This is a genomic window from Arthrobacter sp. SlRoot2-15 (genome assembly GCF_059739345.1).
On the sequence record NZ_AP046058.1, the window covers coordinates 3,309,222 to 3,326,353 of the forward strand.

Here is a 17,132-nt window from a genome sequence, read left to right on the forward strand (position 1 = left end):
GGCGGCCGGCGCTTCCCGATACTCCGGGGGCGCCGGCCGCTGCCGTAACATCTGCAAGCGGATCTCCGGTTAGCGGGGGACCGGCACCGGCTCTGACCCGAACTTCGTCCATCGTCCTTCGGAGACCACCTCGACAGCGCCGTCGACCACGCTGATGGCCGTCTGCTCGTCGATGGCGTAGGCCGGGGCGCCGAGGTCGGCGGCCCATCGCTCTGCGGCGGCCTGGCTGTTCCCCGGGAAGGCGTCCAGGTGCGGGAAGATTGAGAAGTCGACGACGCCCAGGGTGCGGTCGTCCGCGGCAGTTGGCCATGCGACGAAGGAGGCCCCGATCCGGGGCGTCATCACCATGCTTCCGGCGCTTACTCCCACCCACACCGTGTCATTTAGCGAAGGCAGCAGATCGGCCAGCCCGGACTCCCGCATCCAGTGGCACAGGTAGCTCGCGTCCCCGCCGTCGACCAGGAGCACATCGGCGTCCCGGACCCACGGTACCCATCGCTCCGCACCGATGGAGGGCAGTGCGGTGAGCTCGAGGACACCGAGCGACGCCCAGCCCAGGCCGGAAAAGTTCTGCCACGTGGGCTCGGCGGCGACGAGGCCGCGCACCGAGGCAGGTCCGCACATCGGGTGACCCCACTGGGCGGTGGGGACCACCAGGGCGTGGCATTCGGCGACCGGCTTGCCAAGAAGCTGCACGAGCGCCGCATGGATGCTGGGGTTCGTGACGCCGCCTGAGGTCAGCAGGAGCTTCAAGGTGCCTCCAAATTCGTGCGGAAGGTGGATGTGCTTGAAGACCCGGGCGGGTGCGCCGCGGGACCCTTAGATCCGGTATTCGATCAGGTACTCGGCCGGGTCGACGGCGGGCTTGGTCTCACGCTGCGCGTCGCGGTGCCGCCAGGTGGCCGGCACCCCGGTGAGGATTGATTCGGCCGGGGCGTCCTTGACCACCACGGCGTTGGCGCCGATGGCGCTGTCCCGGCCGATCGTGATAGGCCCCAGGACCTTCGCGCCGGCGCCGATCACCACCCGGTCCTCGATCGTGGGGTGGCGCTTGATCTTCGCGAGCGAGCGGCCGCCGAGGGTGACGCCGTGGTAGATCATCACGTCCTCGCCGATTTCGGCGGTCTCGCCGATGACCACACCCATGCCGTGGTCGATGAAAAAGCGGCGGCCGATGGTGGCCCCCGGATGGATCTCGATGCCGGTCAGGAAACGGGCCAGCTGCGAGATCAGCCGCGCCGGGAAGCGCAGCGACGGGTTCTGCCAGAGCCGGTGCGTCAGGCGGTGCGCCCAGATCGCGTGCAGGCCGGAGTAGGCAAAGAAGTTCTCGAAAGAACCCCGCGCCGCCGGGTCGTGGGACCGGGCGGCGTCGAGGTCTTCCTTCAGTCTTGCGAAGAAGCTCACAAAGACCTTTCTACGAATTCTTGGGTCACGGCCCGAATTAGCCGCGGATGTCGTCGTACAGCACGGTGGAAATGTAGCGCTCCCCGAAGTCGCAGACAACGGCGACAATCAGTTTACCGGCGTTCTCCGGACGCTTGGCGAGCTCCAGGGCCGCCCAGACGATCGCGCCGGAGGAGATGCCGCCGAGGATGCCCTCCTTGACGCCGAGGTCCCGTGCCACGCGGACCGAGTCCTCCAGGGTGGCGTCGATGACCTCGTCGTAGACGTTCGTGTCCAGGATTTCGGGGACGAAGTTGGCGCCCAGGCCCTGGATCTTGTGCGGGCCCGGGGCGCCGCCGTTGAGGATGGGGGAGTCCTTGGGCTCGACGGCGACGATCTGCACGTCCGGCTTGCGTTCCTTGAGGACCTGCCCGACGCCGGTGACGGTTCCGCCGGTGCCGACGCCGGCGACGAAGATGTCCACCTTGCCGTCGGTGTCCGACCAGATTTCTTCGGCCGTGGTCCGGCGGTGGACCTCGGGGTTGGCTTCGTTGGCGAACTGCTGGGCCCAGATGGAGTTCTCCGTGTTGGCCACGATCTCCTGGGCCTTCTCCACCGCTCCGCGCATGCCCTCTGAGCCGGGGGTCAGCACGATTTCGGCACCGTAGGCGCGGAGCATCACACGGCGTTCCGTGGACATGGTTTCCGGCATGGTGAGGATGACCTTGTAGCCGCGGGCGGCGCCGACCATGGCCAGCGCGATGCCCGTGTTGCCGGAGGTGCCCTCGACGATGGTTCCACCCGGCTTCAGCGCGCCGGACTTCTCCGCCGCGTCGATGATGGCGACACCGATCCGGTCCTTGACGCTGTTGGCCGGGTTGTAGAACTCCAGCTTGACCGCCACGGTGGCGTCCAGGCCTTCGCTCAGCCGGTTGAGGCGGACCAGCGGGGTGCCGCCGACCAGCTGGGTAACATCGTCATAGATCCGTGCCATGGGTATATGTGCCTATCTGTGAAGAGGGAATTCTAAGGTCAGCCTAACGATGGCGCTTAAGCCCTAGCTAAGCATTAAGCCATGCAGAGTAATATTTCCTGGCCTTCGCGAGCTTCGGGTTGATGATCACCTGGCAGTAGCCCTGCTCGGGATACTTCGCGTAGTAGTCCTGGTGGAAATCCTCGGCAACGTGGAAGCGGGGGAGCCGGCTCACCTCGGTGACGATCGGATCCGTCCACAGCTCCTGGTTCCGTTCGATCGCCTCCTCGAACAGAATCTTCTCCTCGGTGGTCTCGTAGAACATCGAGGACCGGTACTGGGTCCCGACGTCGTAACCCTGCCGGTTCAGCGTGGTGGGATCGTGCAGGGCGAAGAACATGTCCAGGATGATGTCGGCCGGGACCACGTCCTCGTCAAAGGTCACCGCCACCACCTCGGCGTGGCCGGTGGTCCCGGAGCACACGGAGTAGTAATCGGGGTTGTGGTCATGGCCCCCGGTGTAGCCCGAAACAACCGAGCTGACACCCTTGGTCTTCTGGTAGACAGCGTCGAGGCACCAGAAGCAGCCCCCGCCGAGCACGAAAGTTCTCATGCCCTGTTCAATGGACGAGACGCCCGGATCATTCCCGAGCCCGGCAGTCGGTCAGCGGCCGGCGCCGCGGCCGGCGCCGCCGATAGGGTAAAAATGAGGGTATGGAACCTGAGAACACGGACGTTTCAGCGCAGCCCGCCGACGCGTCGCCTTCCGACGCGCAGCCTGCCGAAGCCGCAAAAGCCGGCGAGGCCGCCACGCTGGGCATGATCCTGCTGGCCGTCGAGGAGCTCTGGCCCGAATCGCTGGCGGAAGACTGGGACGAGGTGGGTCTCGTGGCCGGGCACCCCTCCGCCGAGGTGAGCAGGATCCTCTTCGCCGTCGACCCCACCCTCGAAGTCATCGAGGAAGCCGTAGCCTGGGGCGCCGAACTGCTCATCACGCACCATCCGCTGCTGCTCAAGGGCGTCACCTCGGTGGCGGCCAACACCCCCAAGGGCAAGGCCGTGCACCGGTTGATTGAGTCCGGGACCGCCCTGCTGACGGTTCACACCAATGGCGATTCCGCCGTCGGCGGTGTCTCCGACGTGCTTGCCGACGCGCTGGGCCTGCAGGACGTGGTGCCGCTGACTCCGGCCGCCAACGGACTGCCCGAAGAGGGGATTGGGCGGGTCGGCGACCTCGCCGAGGTCCAGACGCTCGGGGATTTCGCCGCACAGGTTTTCGGCATCCTGCCCTCCGTCGCCGGCGGTGTCCGGGTCTCCGGCGACCGGGACGGCCTGGTCCGCCGGGTGGCCCTGTGCGGCGGGGCGGGTGATTCGCTGCTCAACGAGGTCCGTGCGAGCAACGCCGATGTCTATCTGACCGCGGACCTGCGCCACCACCCGGCGTCGGAGGCACGGGAGGCCGCCGTGAACGACCGGCCCTACCTGATCGACGTCTCGCATTTCGCCAGCGAGTGGCTGTGGCTGCCGGCGGCCGCCGAGGCCCTCGGGAACGTGCTGACCGACCAGGGGCACGACATCGAGATTCGGGTCAGCACCACCAACAGTGACCCGTGGGACTTCATTCTGACTCCGGGCTAAGCCAGGCGTGCGAGGGGCCCCGGGTGAGCGTAGCGAGGCCGGGGAGCACGGTTGGCGCTAGAGTCTAGGGGAGCGCCGGTACGGTGCCCGGCTCCGGCCGGTAAGTGAACAAGCGGAGGAAATAGTGGCCAAGGCAGCACCGGCGGAACAGTTGAAGTTGCTCGAATTGCAGGGACTCGATGCCAAAATCAAGTCACTGTCCAACCGCCGCCGCAGCCTTGAGAGCGACTCCCGGATCACCGACCTGGAGGCCGCCCTCAGCGTGGCCAACGGCGAGCTCGGGGCCGCGAAGGTCGCCGTGCACGACGCCGAACTGGAGCTCAAGCGCGCCGAGGCCGACGTCGAACAGGTGGCCTCCCGGATCGAACGCGACGAGGCCCGGCTCAACAGCGGCACCGGCCTGTCCAAGGACCTGGTGGCCCTCCAGCGCGACATCGCTTCGCTGAACAAGCGCCGCTCGGACCTGGAGGACGTCGAACTCGAGGTCCTAGAGCGGCTCGATTCGCTGCGCCTGCGCCAGGCCACGCAGCAGCAGATCGTTGATGACATCCAGGGGTCTTTCGGTGCCATCCGCGCTGAACTGGACGAGCAGTTGGCCGAAGTGGCCGCCGAGATGACCGTGGTGCGCGGCCAGCGCGCCGAGTTCGCTGAGGGACTGGACGCGGGGATGCTTGCCGTCTACGAGAAAACCCTCGCCAAGCGCGGCGTGGGCGCTGCCCGCCTCTTCCACGGCACCTCTGAAGGTTCCGGCATGCAGCTAAGCCCCGGCGACCTCGCCGAGATCAAGGCCGCCGCCGAGGACGACATCGTTTTCTGCCCCGACTCCGGGTGCATCCTGGTCCGCTCCGCCGAGTGGGTCTAACCGCCAACTGACTGGCAGTTGTTGTCGTTTTGAGCGCTCAAAACGACAACTAATGCGAGCTAGTTGGGCAGGATGAGGTTCAGGGTGTGCGGCTTACGGGCCGTGCCCTCGATGAGCTCCGCCTGCCACTTCTCAGCGGCGGCCCGCTGCAGCTGCGCCGGATTATGCGGGGCCTTGCCGCGGCGGCTCAGCAGGTGCCGGGCCAGCTCCCCGCGGGTGTGTTTGGCGAAGTGGCTGACGACCTTGCGCACCCCTTTGACCTCCGTGAAGACGTTGACAGCCACGGTCTGTTCGGGCGGCGGAGCCCACGCCGCGGCGTAGGTGCTGGAGCGGCAATCGACCAGCAGTTCCCCGGCCGTGGCGGCCGCGAGTGCCTCGGTCAGCTGCGGTTTCCAGAACGAAGCCAGGCGTCCGACGTCGGGGAGCGCCGTGCCCATCGACAGCCGGTAGGCCGGCACCCGGTCGCCGAACCGGAGGGCGCCCCAGAGCGCGGAAATCACCAGCACGGACTCGTCCGCCTTCTTCCGCTGGCCGGGCGTCAGCGAACGGTAGCCCAGGGCGTCGTACAGCACCCCGGAGTACACCTGGTGGGCGGGCGCGGCGGGCTCGGCATGCAGCCGGGTGTTGCGTTCGACGTCGGCGGCCAGCGAGGCGCCGACGCCCAGCAGCGCCAGCGCATCCTCGTGTGCGCTGACGGTGCCGAGTGCCTCGAGCACCTTCGCGCGGTAGCTGTTCAGCGCGGGAAAGCTGAGCGAGGAAGGGTCGACGGCGTCGCCGCCGGTTGCGGGGGTCTTGCCTTCGGAGGGCGGCAGCAGAATCAGCACCGTACGATCCTACCGGCGGCGGGCTAGGCGAGTTGGCGGCCGAGGAAGGACAGCAGGGTAGGCAGGATGAGCCGCCAGTACGCCTCCTCGTGTCCGCCGGGCTGGTAGCCGCCCTCGACGTGTCCCGGCAGGCCGGCGACGTAGTCCTTGACCGAGGGCAGGAGGGGATCGCCGGTGCCGCAATCGATGCGTTTCGGCAGGTCTTTGAGCCGGGGCCGCAGCGCGAAGACGTCATTGGCCTCGAAGTCCTCCGGGCTGTCGAACGCCCCGTCCAGCCCGTCGTCGTAGTCACTCCAGACCGCCGGACTCATGGCGGCGACGGCCCGCAACCCTGGGACCTTGCCCTGCGAGGCGAGCAGCAGGGCGCCGAAGCCGACCATGGAGAGGCCGAAGAGCCCAAACCTGTCGAGGTCCAGCCCCTGCCGGCCCAGAAACGGGATGAATTCCTCCAGCAGCATGGACTCGGTATCTGTGCCGTCGGTTCGCGGATGCCACCAGGAGTCGCCGCCATCCACGGAGGCGATCGCGAAGGGCGTTCCGCCGTCCACGAGGTAGCGCTGCAGCACCGCCTGGATGCCGAGGTCGTCGAAGAGGAAACGGTTGTCGCTGCCGGTGCCGTGCAGGAAGAGCGCTACCGGCATCTTGGCCTGCTCGTAGCCGGCGACGACCGGTGTGGCCAGGGACCACCCGGTGGGGGTGTCCGGGCGGAACTTTGTGTCGAAACTGCCGGAGGTGACGTCAACCCGAGAGGCCGGGGTCCCGGGCACAGCCGTGGTGGACGTCGTTGCCGGTTGGGCGCCAGGCCGATCGGGGCCGGCGGCCACGCCGCCGGCGCTGCGCTCGGGGTTGCGAGCCTCAGGGGCGCAGGCTGCCAGCGTGGCGGCGCCCACAAAGCCGGCTCCGAGTTCCAGCATCCGCCGGCGGTCAAGCAGCGGCTCATCCATCCCTTGATCTTAGGCGCGGAAGCCGGGCGGTGGCAGTGCCGCCCCCAAGCCGCGCACGGGGCTCAGGCTACCTTGGCGGGCGGTGCGGGGACTGGACCCTGAACGGAGTCCGGGGAAACCGCGGCCGGTGCTGGCAGCGGGGGCCGTGCTGGGGTTGCCGCAGCCTGTGCGGCCTGGTTCTCACGCGCCAGGAAGGCCGACAGCTCGCCGATGGTGCTCATCAGCGGGGCCGGGAAGACGACGGTGGAGTTCTTGTCCACGGCGATCTCCACGAGGGACTGCAGGTTCCGCAGCTGCAGGGCCAGCGGATGCGCCATCATCGTGTCGGACGCTTCGCCGAGGGCCGTGGCCGCGATGGACTCGCCCTCGGCGGCGATGATCTTGGCCCGCTTCTCCCGCTCGGCCTCGGCCTGCCGGGCCATGGCGCGCTTCATGCTTTCGGGCAGCTGGATGTCCTTGAGCTCCACGAGGGTCACCTCGACGCCCCACTCCAGCGTGAGGGCGTCGAGGATTTCGCGGATGTCGCTGTTGATGTGTTCCGTCTCGGACAGGGTCTGGTCCAGGCTGTGCCGGCCGACGACTTTCCGCAGCGTCGTCTGGGCGATCTGGTTGATCGCCGCCGCGACGTTCTCGATCGCCACGACCGACTTCACGGCATCGATCACCCGGTAGTAGGCCACCGCCGAGATGTCGACACTGACGTTGTCCTGGGTGATGATGCCCTGCGACTGGATCGGCATAGTCACGATCCGCAGGCTGACGAGGTGGAGCCTGTCGATCACCGGAATGATGAAGCGCAGGCCCGGCATCCGGACCCCGATCACCCGGCCCAGCCGGAACAACACACCCTGCTCGTACTGGCGCACAATCCGGATCGACATCCGGGCCACGATGAGCAGTAGGGCAATAACGAGCAACCAAACGACGACGGCGGTGATGTCCATCCGAATCGCTTCCTTCAGCGGGGTTAGCTGCTTCCATTCTCCCACCGGCTGGGCCAAAAGGCGCCGGCAGGGCGGGCCTGCCCGGGGGAGACCGTAGAATGAACAACGGATGGGTTGACCAGGCGGCCGCGCGTCACGCAAGTGGCTCGAGGAACGTCCGGGCTCCGCAGGGCGGGTGGTGGGTAACGCCCACTCGGGGTAACCCGCAGGCCAGTGCCACAGAGAAGAGACCGCCTGCCCAAGGGCCGTGTCCGCACGGTTCGGGGAGCAGGTAAGGGTGAAACGGCGGTGTAAGAGACCACCAGCTTCCCGGGTGACCGGGAAGGCTAGGTAAACCCCACCCGGAGCAAGGCCAGACAGGACACGTTTGAGGGCTGCCCGCCCGAGTGTCCGGGTAGGCCGCTGGAGGGCGTCGGCAACGGCGTCCGTAGATGGATGGCCGCTACTCCCGCGCCGGTAACAGCGCGGGAGCACAGAACCCGGCGTATCGGTCAACCCGTCCATCCACACAAAAGGGGCCGGCACCGTATGGTGCCAGCCCCTCCTTCTCAGCCGTAGATTTCGGTTCAGGCCTTGGCCTTGCGCTTCACCCAGCCCCACGCCGCCGTGGCGACAAAGAGGACCAGGCCGATCACAGCCAGCCAGAGCAGGCCCTTTATGACGAAGCCCAGGATCGAGAGGATGAGCCAAATGACGAGTAGTGCAACGATGAGTCCCATCCGGCCATCCTAGGGCAGGGGAAGTACCTATCCGCGGACATCGGGTGTGAGTGATTTCACCCCGTACCGGCCGGTAGGGTAGCGGAGGCCACCCTAGAATGGATAGCGAACGTAGAAGTTCTGCCGCCGGGTCTGCGTTCGCAGCCGGTGGCTTTTTCTTTGCGATGCATATAGGTGCAGAAAGGTGCGCGGGCTGGACCGAATTCCCGCAGCGCCAGGTTCCGGACATCCGCCGGCAGCCGACTTCCGCATACGAGGACGTATGCGGTGGATTCTAGGAAGGTAGTTCTGTGAGCCAGACGTCAGATTCTTGTCTTGATACGTGGATGGGCCGGGAGGCGCTCGCCGAGGCCATGATTCCGGTGATCGGCCGGCTGTACCGTGAGAACAACGTGGTGACCTCCATCCACGGCCGCAGCCTGATCAACAAATCCACCATGAACATCCTCAAGGCGCACCGCTTCGCCCGCCGGATGAGCAAGGAAGAACTGCGCCTCGAAGAGACCGCGCCGCTGCTGGACGCCCTCACCAAGCTGGAGCTCGGCGCGGCTGCCATCGACATCGCCCGTCTCACCGAGAAGTACCGCGCCGAGGGCGACGGCGTCAGCCTGGACGAGTTCCTGCGGGCCGAGCTGGCCGACGTCGTCGGCAAGCGTGGCGGCGATGACCGCACCAGTACCGACGTCGTGCTCTACGGCTTCGGCCGCATCGGCCGGCTGCTCGCCCGCCTCCTGATCGAAAAGGCAGGCGGCGGCCACGGCCTGCGCCTGCGCGCCATCGTGGTGCGCCGCGGCTCGGACAACGACCTGGCCAAGCGCGCCAGCCTGTTGCGCCGCGACTCGGTGCACGGCTCCTTCGAGGGCACCATCAAGGTGGACCTCCAGAACGACACGATCACCGCCAACGGCGTCCAGATCCAGGTCATCTACTCGGACAACCCCGCCACCGTGGACTACACCGCCTACGGCATCCACGACGCACTCGTCGTCGACAACACCGGCCGCTGGCGCGACGCCCAGGGCCTGTCCCAGCACCTGCAGAGCAAGGGTGTCTCCCGCGTCCTCCTCACCGCCCCGGGCAAGGGCGAGCTGAAGAACATCGTGCACGGCATCAACCACACCGCGATCACCGACTCGGACAAGATCGTCTCCGCAGCTTCCTGCACCACCAACGCCATCACCCCGGTGCTGAAGGCGATCAATGACCGCTACGGTGTGGTGCACGGCCACGTGGAGACGGTCCACTCCTTCACCAACGACCAGAACCTGATCGACAACTTCCACAAGGGCGACCGCCGCGGCCGCTCCGCCGCGCTGAACATGGTCATCACCGAGACCGGCGCCGCCACGGCAGTGGCCAAGGCCCTGCCGGAGCTCCTTGGCAAACTGTCGGGAAGCTCCATCCGCGTCCCCACCCCGGACGTGTCCCTGGCCATCCTGAACCTGAGCCTGGAAAACGGCACCACCAAGGACGAGGTCAACAACTACCTGCGGGAAATGTCCCTGCACTCGGACCTCCGGAAGCAGATCGACTACATCGATTCGCCCGAGGTGGTCTCCACCGACTTCGTCGGCTCACGCCGCGCCGGCATCGTCGACGGCCTCGCCACCATCTCCAACGACAAGAACGTCATCCTCTACGTCTGGTACGACAACGAGTTCGGCTACAGCTGCCAGGTGGTCCGTGTCATGGAGGAAATGGCCGGCGTAAACCCGCCGTCGTTCCCCGCCAAGGATGCAGCCGCAACGCTGGAAGCAGCCGGCCTGCCGGTCGAGGTCGGATAACCTGCTGTGGCGACCTTCCCAGCCGAATCTCTGGAATCGGCCGGGAAAGGGAACCACAATGGAGCCATGGAACAGAACCCGGCTCTGGAACACGAAACCACCCTCGAACACGCCCTCGATGTGGCACGGCGGAACGCCAAGGAAGCCAAGCGCCTCCTCGACGACGCCCGCGCCAAGCGCGAAGCCGGCGAGGTCGACGACGCACGCGTCAGCCAGTTGGAGGCGCTGCTGACCCTCGCCGAGGAGGACCTCCGCCGGGTTACCAGGGAACAATGACCCCTGAGCGCTAGCCTTTCCGGTGTCGCCGGACCGGTCCTCCACACTGTGGACAACCGGCCCGGCGACGGTGGCCCGGCCTACGCTGTGGTGGTGCAGCGCTCCCAGCCCGCCAGGGTCCTTCCGTGACCGCGACCTGGACCGATTTCCGGCGTGCCCGACGCCGATCCCGCCAGGCCTGGGCCCTGCTGGCCGCCGCGGGACTAACCCTGCTCGCCGCCCTCGGCTGGTTCTTCACCGTCGGCCAGTTTGCCCTGGGGGAGCCGCAAGCGGACGGCCCCACCGAGGCTCCCGTCCTCGCGGGGGCCTGGATGAAGCCTGTTACCCCGGTGCGGCCCGTGCCGGGCGGGAGCGCCGTCGAGGTCTTGGCGACGCTGCCGGTCAAAGGCCGGGCAGCCGCGAACAACTACGAGCGCACCGCCTTCGGCCAGGCCTGGCTCGACGTCGACCGCAACGGCTGCGACACCCGCAACGACATTCTTCGCCGCGACCTGGCCGGGGCCACCTTCACCGAGGGCTCCCGCTGCCGGATCGGCGCCGGTTCGTTCCGGGAGCCCTACACCGGCCGGAGCATCGATTTCCGGCGGGGTGCCGAGTCCAGCAAAGCGGTGCAGATCGACCACGTTGTGGCGCTGGGGGACGCCTGGCAAAAGGGCGCCCAGCAGCTGACGGCCGTGCAGAGACAGCACCTGGCCAACGATCCGCTGAACCTGATCGCCGCGGACGGCCAGGCCAACCAGGACAAGGGCGCGTCCGACGCCGCGAGCTGGCTGCCGCCGAACAAGGTGTTCCGCTGCCACTACGTCGCCCGGCAGATCTCGGTCAAGGCCGCCTACGGGCTGTGGGTGACCCCGGCCGAAAAAGACGCCATGAAGCGGATCCTTGATGCCTGCCCAGGGCAGCAGACGGTGGTGCCGCGCTGAGTGTTGCTGGCCCGAATCCCATGCTCATTGACAGTCGAAGCCACCGGGTCTACCACTGGGTTTATCAGCTAGGACCCACCATCAGGGTCCACCATTTGAGGAGCAGAAAATGGCTTACGGAGTTGTGCACTTTTTCCCGGGCGGAACCAAGGAACAATACGAGGCGTCCATCGCGGCGGTCCATCCCGGCGAAGGACGCTTGCCGGAGGGACAGATTTTCCACGCCGGAGGCGCGTCCGCCGGTGGGTGGACCATCATGGCGGTCCACGATTCGAAGGAGAGCTGGGAGAAGTTCCGCGACGGCATTCTGATGCCAAAGATGCAGGCCGGCATCCAGGGTGGCTTCGCCTCGCCGCCGGACGAGACGGTCGTTGACCTCTACAAAGTGCTGCCCTAGAAGCGGGTCTTCTCTCAGAGGAGCACTTTGGCCAGGCACCAGCCGGCGAGGAGCACGCCCAGAATCAGCATAGGTATGTTCCACCGCGAAGTGACCGTGGGGTCAGCGGAGTCCCCGGCCGCCGCGCCGTCGGCGTGCCGGGCGTCCTGCCAGGCTCTGACGATCGCGTCACGTCCGGTCGCCGGCTCGGAGTGCCTCATCCGCTCGTTGGACGGCAGCAATCCGAAGGGGCGCTGCTTCCAGTCCCGGGCGTGCTCGAAGCCTGCGGCGAAGGCACTGGGCGGAGTCGGAGCACCCCAGCTGATGTACTTATTCGCCCGGCCGTCAGCGTCACCGCGTGGCGGACTTCAATGTCGTCCACCGCGGCGAACGGGATCCGGTGCCGGCGCAGGCCATTCACCACCTCAAAGCCGTCGCCGTCGACGATCAGGCGCGGCCGCCATTGAGTCAGGTAGACGAGCAGGGACAGGACCGCCAACCACGGCGCGGCCGCCGCGGCGGCACCGGTCCTGCCCGCGAGCAGCAGCCAGCCGACGGCGACGGCGCAGCCCGCCCAGACCACGAGCGAGACCGCCCGGCCGGATGGATCCTTGAAAGTGCGAGCTTGCGGTGCTGAGTCTAACGGCGTCGTAGTTTTCCCCATGCGGCAAATCATGCCAGCGCGGCTGAGCTTTTCCCGCTTAGGCTCCGAAGTCCTGGGCCGCGAGTTCCGCTTCCAGCCGTTCGACGTCGTCCCGGTGGCACAATTCGGTGGCCCGCGTCGTGACGGTGGCGCTGCCCGCGGCGACGGCCGAGCGGAACGCCTCCGCCAGACTGCGCCCCTGGGCCAGCCGAAGGACAAAGGCCGCGAGGAAGCTGTCGCCCGCGCCGACGGTACTCCGCACGTCCACCTGCGGCACGGGCAGCCGGAGCGTGCCGCCCCGGGACGAGAGAACCGCGCCTCGGCCGCCGAGGGTCAGGGCAACAAGCTCGGTGGATCCATCGTCCACCAGCGCCATGGCGGCATCGAGTTCGCTTTGCTCGCTGTCCAGGGTAATGCCGAAATGCAGTCCGAGCTCCCGGCGGCTTGGCTTAATCAGGAAGACCCCTTCAGAGAGTGCGGCGGCCAGGGCCGGTCCGGAGGCGTCCACCACGCAGCGGGCATTCTGTTCCCGGGACAGCCGGGCCACCTCTGCGTAGAAATCATCCGGCACCCCGGGCGGAAGGCTGCCGCTGGCCACCACGAAGCCGCCCGGTTGGATGGAATCCGCCACGAGCGTTAAACAGAGGCGCCACTCGGACTCACTCAATTCCGGTCCTTGGAGGACAAAACGGAACTGCTTGCCTGTGGAGGCCTCGTCGACCGTGAAATCCTGCCGGGTGCTGCCCTGGATCGGCACCACGAGGGTGGGCAGGCGTTCGGCTTCGATCAGCCGCCGGTACGCCTCGCCCGTGGGACCGCCGGCGGTGTAAATGGCCAGCGGGCGTCCGCCGAGCCGTTGCACGACCCGCGCCACGTTGACGCCGCCGCCGCCCGGATCCAGCCGGCTGGGGCCGCACCGGAGCTTATGGCCGCTGGCGACCAGTTCGGTGCTGGTGCTGATGTCCAGGGCCGGGTTCACGGTGACCGTGAGGATGGGCAACACCTGCGCCGATGGGGATGCTTCCATGAGCCCAAGCATAGGAGACGCGGCCGCATCCCGGGCCGATGGCCCTAGCCCGGAGCAGGGTGCTGGGCAAGAATGGGCGCGGCAGGACACGCGGCAGGACGTACGCGGCCACGAGCGGAGTGGGAGCCATGGCACATCGCAAGGGAGGCGCCGGCAAGGCGGCGGGCGGGATAGCGGCCGGCGGGAAGGACCTGGCGGGCCAGTCCGGCGCCAAGGAGTCGCCGGAGGCGCCGGGCCGGCTACCGCTCGGGGTGTATGAGGCCGAACTGGCCCGGCTCCAGGCGGAGCTGGTTGCGCTGCAGGAATGGGTCCGCAGCACCGGTGCGCGGGTGCTGGTGCTCTTCGAAGGGCGCGACGCCGCCGGCAAGGGGAGCGCGATCAAGCGGGTCACGGAGTACCTGAACCCGCGGGTGGTCCGGATCGTGGCATTGCCGGCTCCGACCGACCGGCAACGCGGGGAATGGTATTTCCAGCGGTACGTCGAGCAACTGCCGGCGGCTGGGGAAATCGTGCTGATGGACCGCTCCTGGTACAACCGTGCCGGCGTCGAGCGCGTGATGGGGTTCTGCACCCCCGCGGAACACAAGCGCTTTATGGCCCAGTGCCCCGTGTTTGAGCGCCTGCTGATTCAGGACGGCATCCTCATGTTCAAATACTGGTTCTCGATCAGCCACGAAGAGCAGGAACGGCGGTTCAGGGCCCGGCTGGAGGATCCGCTGCGGCAATGGAAGCTTTCGCCGATGGACCGGGAGGCGATCCTGCGCTGGGAAGACTATTCCCGGGCCAAGGACGACATGTTCATGCAGACGGATACGGCGGAATCGCCCTGGTTCGTGGTTGAGGCAGAGGACAAACGGCGGGCCAGGATCAACATGATCGCCCACCTGCTCTCCAGCATCGACTACACCGAAGTCCGTACCGAGCCCGTGACCCTGCCGGAGCGGCCGCGAGCCGTCAATTACACCCGCCCACCGCGCGAGCTGTACCGCTATGTCCCGGACCACGCCGCCCAGCTGCTGAAACCCGCCGCGGAATAGTCCGGGGCCGGTCTCTGGCGAACCTAGTGGCCGAACGGATCCGGGTCCACGCCCGGCATCCAGGTCAGCCCGGGGATACCCCAGCCGTTCTTCTTGGCCTGCTTCAGAGCCTTGCGGGAGTACCGGTCGATCAGCCGGTTGACGTACAGCTTGCCGTCGAGGTGGTCGTATTCGTGCTGGATCACCCGGGCGAACCAGCCTGTCGCCTCGAACTCGACCGGCTTGCCGTCGCCGTCGAAACCCTGGACCCGCGCCCATTCGGCCCGTTTGAGCGGGTACTGCCCGCCCGGGAAGGACAGGCATCCTTCCTCTTCCTCGTCCGGGTCCGGAAGTGCGCCGGAGACCTTGGAGAGGGTCAGCACGGGGTTGACGACGACGCCGGACGGCGGGGCGCCGTCGTCGTTCTCGTATTTGTACACGAACAACCGCTTGCCCACGCCGACCTGGGGCGCGGCGAGGCCCACACCGTTGGCGGCGTCGTTGGTCTCGAACATGTCCGCGATCAGGGTGCGGAGTTCGTCGTCGAAGACCTCAACCTCGGCGGCCCGGCGGTGCAGCACGGGTTCGCCCCAGATTGTGATGGGAAGGACTGTCATGTCGAAAGAGTTCCTTTGGTGCTGGGGGTTGCTGGCGGCGGAGGGGTCAGTCCGCGATGGTGCGGCCGACGACGTCGCGCATGATTTCGTTGGTGCCGCCGAAGATGGTCAGCAGCCGGGCCGCCAGGAAGGCCTGCGCCACCGGGTACTCGAGGATGTAGCCGTAGCCGCCGTGCAGCTGCAGGCACCGGTCGGTGACGGACTTGGCCCGCTCGGAGGCCCACAGTTTCGCCCGGGCCGCGGAGCCGGCGTCGAGCTCGCCGGCGTTGAAGGCCTGGATGGCCCGGTCAACGTAGGATTCGGTGACCTCAACCTCGGTGAGGATGTCGGCCAGTTCAAAGCGGGTGTTCTGGAAGTCGATGATCCGCTCGCCGAAGGCATTGCGGTCCTTCGTGTAGTTGACCGTCGCCTCGTAGACGGCCCGGACGACGGCGGAGCTCGCCACGGCGATCGCGAGCCGGCCCTGGGGGAGCTGCCCGGCGGCGTACTGCAGGCCCTTGCCCTCCTCGCCGACGAGGTCCGTGTGCGGGACGCGGACGTTGTCGAAAAACAGTTCCGCGGTGTCCGATGCCTTCAGGCCCATCTTGTCCAGCTGGTTGCCCGTGGTGTAGCCCTCGCCCTTGCGCACCATAAAGAGGGAGAAGGAGTCGCGGCCGCCGCGCCCGGTGCCGCCGTCGGTGCGGGCAAGGACCAGCGAGGCGTCGCCGGAAATGCCGTTGCCGATGAACGTTTTCTGGCCGGTGATCAGCCAGTCATCGCCGTCGCGCACGGCCTTAGTGCGGATGCCGCGCAGGTCCGACCCGGCGCCGGGCTCGGTCCAGGCGACGGAGGTGACCGTTTCACCGGAGACCATCCCGGGCAGCCAGCGGCTCTTGAGGTCATCGGAGCCGTACGCCAGCAGGTGAGGCAGGACCAGGTCATCGTGCAGGTGGAAGGCCAGGCCGACGGCTAGGTGGTTGCTCCGGGCGAATTCCTCGTCCAGCACTGCGCGGAACCGGTAGTCGGCCATGCCCATGCCGCCGAACTCCTCGGGCACGGCGAGGCCCAGCAGGCCCTGCTCACCGGCCGCAGTCCACAGCGAGCGGGGCATCATGTGGTCCTGGTCCCACTGGGCGTAGTGCGGGGCAACCGCCCGGGAGTTGAACTCCGCTGCCATCCCACGGAACATCTCGTGGTCTTCTTCAAAGAGCTGGCGCTTCATGAGATTCCTTCCGTGGACGGACAACACTGGACAGACAAGGCTGGACAGACACAATCTGGACAGACAACAAAGGCCGCACCGGATAACCGGTGCGGCCTTTGGCAAGGTCGGACAATTCTGCCGTCCTTGGTGAGGGTGAGCGACGGGGGTTGAACCCGCGACCTCCTGGACCACAACCAGGCGCTCTGCCAACTGAGCTACGCCCACCATGTGCCCCGCCGTGACCACCGGCGAACCGGCTGTCTGGAAAGGCAACGACAAATAGCTTACCTGCTCCTTGGGGGTGGTTTTGCCAATTTCCCCGAATTCGCGGAAATTTTCCCCAAACGTGGTGCAGATTACTCCGCGGGTGCTGCCGCCCGTGCTTGCGCTGAGTCGTCCGCTGACGATTCCGCGTCCGATGCGGCAGCCGCCATGACGGACTTTGCGATCCGCTGCGCGGTGGCGCTGTCGGGACCCGGGGGCGGCACAAAGACCGCCTCACGGTAGTAGCGGAGCTCGTCGATGGAATCCTTGATGTCGCCCAGGGCCCGGTGGCCGCCGAGCTTGGCGGGGGACTGGAAGTACGCCCGGGCGTACCAGCGCCGGGAGAGCTCCTTGATGGTGCTGACGTCGATCACGCGGTAGTGCAGGTGCTCCACCAGTTCGGGCATGTCGCGGACCAGGAACACCCTGTCGGTGCCCACCGAGTTGCCGCCCAGCGGGGCCTTCTTCGGGTCCGGCACCCACTTCTTGATGTACTCCAGCACAACGGCCTGCGCTTCGGCCATGGTCTTGCCGCGGGGGAGTTCGGCCAGCAGCCCGGAACGGGTGTGCATGTCGCGCACGAAGTCGTTCATCTGGGCAAGCGCGGCGTCGTCGGGTTTGATCACGACGTCGACGCCGTCACCGAGGATGTTGAGCTCCGAGTCCGTCACCAGGGCGGCCACCTCGATCAGGGCGTCGTTCTTGGTGTCCAGGCCGGTCATTTCGCAGTCGATCC

Annotated in this window: 21 protein-coding genes, 1 tRNA gene and 1 other RNA gene; 8 read left to right on the plus strand and 15 right to left on the minus strand. The window is 67.2% G+C overall.

All coding sequences use genetic code 11. The features are described 5' to 3' along the window. Positions 1–69 precede the first annotated feature (69 nt). The 4 genes from AC6I9V_RS15330 to msrA form a co-directional block, all read right to left on the minus strand. Positions 70–753 (minus strand): Type 1 glutamine amidotransferase-like domain-containing protein, encoded by a 684-nt coding sequence (locus AC6I9V_RS15330; protein WP_497900035.1) that lies wholly within the window; start codon positions 751–753, stop codon positions 70–72. Between the two features lie 66 nt (positions 754–819). Then, positions 820–1,404: a serine O-acetyltransferase EpsC gene (epsC, locus tag AC6I9V_RS15335; protein WP_138769044.1), complete on the minus strand. Its 585-nt coding sequence runs from the start codon at positions 1,402–1,404 to the stop codon at positions 820–822. A gap of 37 nt (positions 1,405–1,441) precedes the next feature. After that, the gene (gene cysK / locus AC6I9V_RS15340) at positions 1,442–2,377 is read right to left on the minus strand and encodes a cysteine synthase A (protein WP_349411431.1); all 936 of its coding nucleotides are present in this window, start codon (positions 2,375–2,377) and stop codon (positions 1,442–1,444) included. A gap of 67 nt (positions 2,378–2,444) precedes the next feature. Then, the gene (gene msrA / locus AC6I9V_RS15345) at positions 2,445–2,969 is read right to left on the minus strand and encodes a peptide-methionine (S)-S-oxide reductase MsrA (protein WP_349411430.1); all 525 of its coding nucleotides are present in this window, start codon (positions 2,967–2,969) and stop codon (positions 2,445–2,447) included. A gap of 101 nt (positions 2,970–3,070) precedes the next feature. Here msrA and AC6I9V_RS15350 point away from each other — a divergent pair, with 101 nt between their 5' ends. Together AC6I9V_RS15350 and AC6I9V_RS15355 are read left to right on the plus strand one after the other, a co-directional pair. Then, positions 3,071–3,994, plus strand: coding sequence for a Nif3-like dinuclear metal center hexameric protein (locus tag AC6I9V_RS15350; protein WP_497900036.1), 924 nt, complete (start codon positions 3,071–3,073; stop codon positions 3,992–3,994). 124 nt (positions 3,995–4,118) lie between these two features. Further along, the gene (locus tag AC6I9V_RS15355; RefSeq protein ID WP_497900037.1) at positions 4,119–4,856 is read left to right on the plus strand and encodes a zinc ribbon domain-containing protein; all 738 of its coding nucleotides are present in this window, start codon (positions 4,119–4,121) and stop codon (positions 4,854–4,856) included. A gap of 59 nt (positions 4,857–4,915) precedes the next feature. Here AC6I9V_RS15355 and AC6I9V_RS15360 read toward each other — a convergent pair whose 3' ends face one another. From AC6I9V_RS15360 to AC6I9V_RS15370, 3 genes are all read right to left on the minus strand, one after another. After that, positions 4,916–5,680, minus strand: coding sequence for a YaaA family protein (locus tag AC6I9V_RS15360; RefSeq protein ID WP_497900038.1), 765 nt, complete (start codon positions 5,678–5,680; stop codon positions 4,916–4,918). A 23-nt stretch (positions 5,681–5,703) separates the two neighbouring features. Then, positions 5,704–6,624, minus strand: a complete 921-nt coding sequence (locus AC6I9V_RS15365; RefSeq protein ID WP_497900039.1) for an alpha/beta hydrolase — start codon at positions 6,622–6,624, stop codon at positions 5,704–5,706. Between the two features lie 62 nt (positions 6,625–6,686). Beyond that, entirely contained in the window at positions 6,687–7,568 is an 882-nt protein-coding gene (locus AC6I9V_RS15370) for a slipin family protein (RefSeq protein ID WP_349411425.1), read from the minus strand. 110 nt (positions 7,569–7,678) lie between these two features. Here AC6I9V_RS15370 and rnpB point away from each other — a divergent pair. Continuing rightward, positions 7,679–8,071: RNase P RNA component class A (gene rnpB / locus AC6I9V_RS15375), an RNA gene on the plus strand. 63 nt (positions 8,072–8,134) lie between these two features. On the opposite strand, the gene AC6I9V_RS15380 is transcribed toward rnpB, so the two are convergent. After that, complete coding sequence (locus AC6I9V_RS15380) at positions 8,135–8,287, minus strand: hypothetical protein (protein ID WP_349411423.1); 153 nt, start codon at positions 8,285–8,287, stop codon at positions 8,135–8,137. A gap of 290 nt (positions 8,288–8,577) precedes the next feature. Here AC6I9V_RS15380 and AC6I9V_RS15385 point away from each other — a divergent pair, with 290 nt between their 5' ends. From AC6I9V_RS15385 to AC6I9V_RS15400, 4 genes are all read left to right on the plus strand, one after another. After that, positions 8,578–10,071 (plus strand): glyceraldehyde-3-phosphate dehydrogenase, encoded by a 1,494-nt coding sequence (locus tag AC6I9V_RS15385; protein WP_349411421.1) that lies wholly within the window; start codon positions 8,578–8,580, stop codon positions 10,069–10,071. A 66-nt stretch (positions 10,072–10,137) separates the two neighbouring features. Continuing rightward, the gene (locus AC6I9V_RS15390) at positions 10,138–10,347 is read left to right on the plus strand and encodes a hypothetical protein (protein ID WP_349411420.1); all 210 of its coding nucleotides are present in this window, start codon (positions 10,138–10,140) and stop codon (positions 10,345–10,347) included. A 125-nt stretch (positions 10,348–10,472) separates the two neighbouring features. Continuing rightward, complete coding sequence (locus tag AC6I9V_RS15395) at positions 10,473–11,270, plus strand: HNH endonuclease family protein (RefSeq protein ID WP_349411419.1); 798 nt, start codon at positions 10,473–10,475, stop codon at positions 11,268–11,270. A gap of 109 nt (positions 11,271–11,379) precedes the next feature. Next, positions 11,380–11,667 (plus strand): hypothetical protein, encoded by a 288-nt coding sequence (locus AC6I9V_RS15400; protein ID WP_349411418.1) that lies wholly within the window; start codon positions 11,380–11,382, stop codon positions 11,665–11,667. 14 nt (positions 11,668–11,681) lie between these two features. On the opposite strand, the gene AC6I9V_RS15405 is transcribed toward AC6I9V_RS15400, so the two are convergent. From AC6I9V_RS15405 to AC6I9V_RS15415, 3 genes are read right to left on the minus strand one after another with little or no spacing between them, the layout of a single operon-like run. Continuing rightward, positions 11,682–11,867 carry a hypothetical protein gene (locus AC6I9V_RS15405; RefSeq protein ID WP_349411417.1) on the minus strand — a complete coding sequence of 62 codons (186 nt, stop codon included), beginning with the start codon at positions 11,865–11,867 and terminating at the stop codon, positions 11,682–11,684. Beyond that, positions 11,864–12,310: a PH domain-containing protein gene (locus AC6I9V_RS15410; protein ID WP_349411416.1), complete on the minus strand. Its 447-nt coding sequence runs from the start codon at positions 12,308–12,310 to the stop codon at positions 11,864–11,866. Before AC6I9V_RS15410 ends, AC6I9V_RS15405 begins: the two co-directional genes overlap by 4 nt. A gap of 37 nt (positions 12,311–12,347) precedes the next feature. Continuing rightward, positions 12,348–13,316: a 1-phosphofructokinase family hexose kinase gene (locus tag AC6I9V_RS15415; RefSeq protein ID WP_349411415.1), complete on the minus strand. Its 969-nt coding sequence runs from the start codon at positions 13,314–13,316 to the stop codon at positions 12,348–12,350. Between the two features lie 128 nt (positions 13,317–13,444). Between AC6I9V_RS15415 and ppk2 the strand changes: the two genes are divergently transcribed. Further along, complete coding sequence (ppk2, locus tag AC6I9V_RS15420) at positions 13,445–14,353, plus strand: polyphosphate kinase 2 (protein ID WP_349411413.1); 909 nt, start codon at positions 13,445–13,447, stop codon at positions 14,351–14,353. Between the two features lie 23 nt (positions 14,354–14,376). On the opposite strand, the gene def is transcribed toward ppk2, so the two are convergent. The 4 genes from def to orn all read right to left on the minus strand — a co-directional run bounded on the left by def (position 14,377) and on the right by orn (position 17,118). Then, entirely contained in the window at positions 14,377–14,949 is a 573-nt protein-coding gene (gene def, locus AC6I9V_RS15425) for a peptide deformylase (RefSeq protein WP_349411412.1), read from the minus strand. Between the two features lie 46 nt (positions 14,950–14,995). Further along, positions 14,996–16,150, minus strand: coding sequence for an acyl-CoA dehydrogenase family protein (locus tag AC6I9V_RS15430; RefSeq protein ID WP_349411411.1), 1,155 nt, complete (start codon positions 16,148–16,150; stop codon positions 14,996–14,998). Between the two features lie 134 nt (positions 16,151–16,284). Further along, a tRNA-His gene (locus tag AC6I9V_RS15435) sits at positions 16,285–16,357 on the minus strand. 131 nt (positions 16,358–16,488) lie between these two features. Continuing rightward, positions 16,489–17,118, minus strand: a complete 630-nt coding sequence (gene orn, locus AC6I9V_RS15440; RefSeq protein WP_497900329.1) for an oligoribonuclease — start codon at positions 17,116–17,118, stop codon at positions 16,489–16,491. Positions 17,119–17,132: the final 14 nt, after the last annotated feature.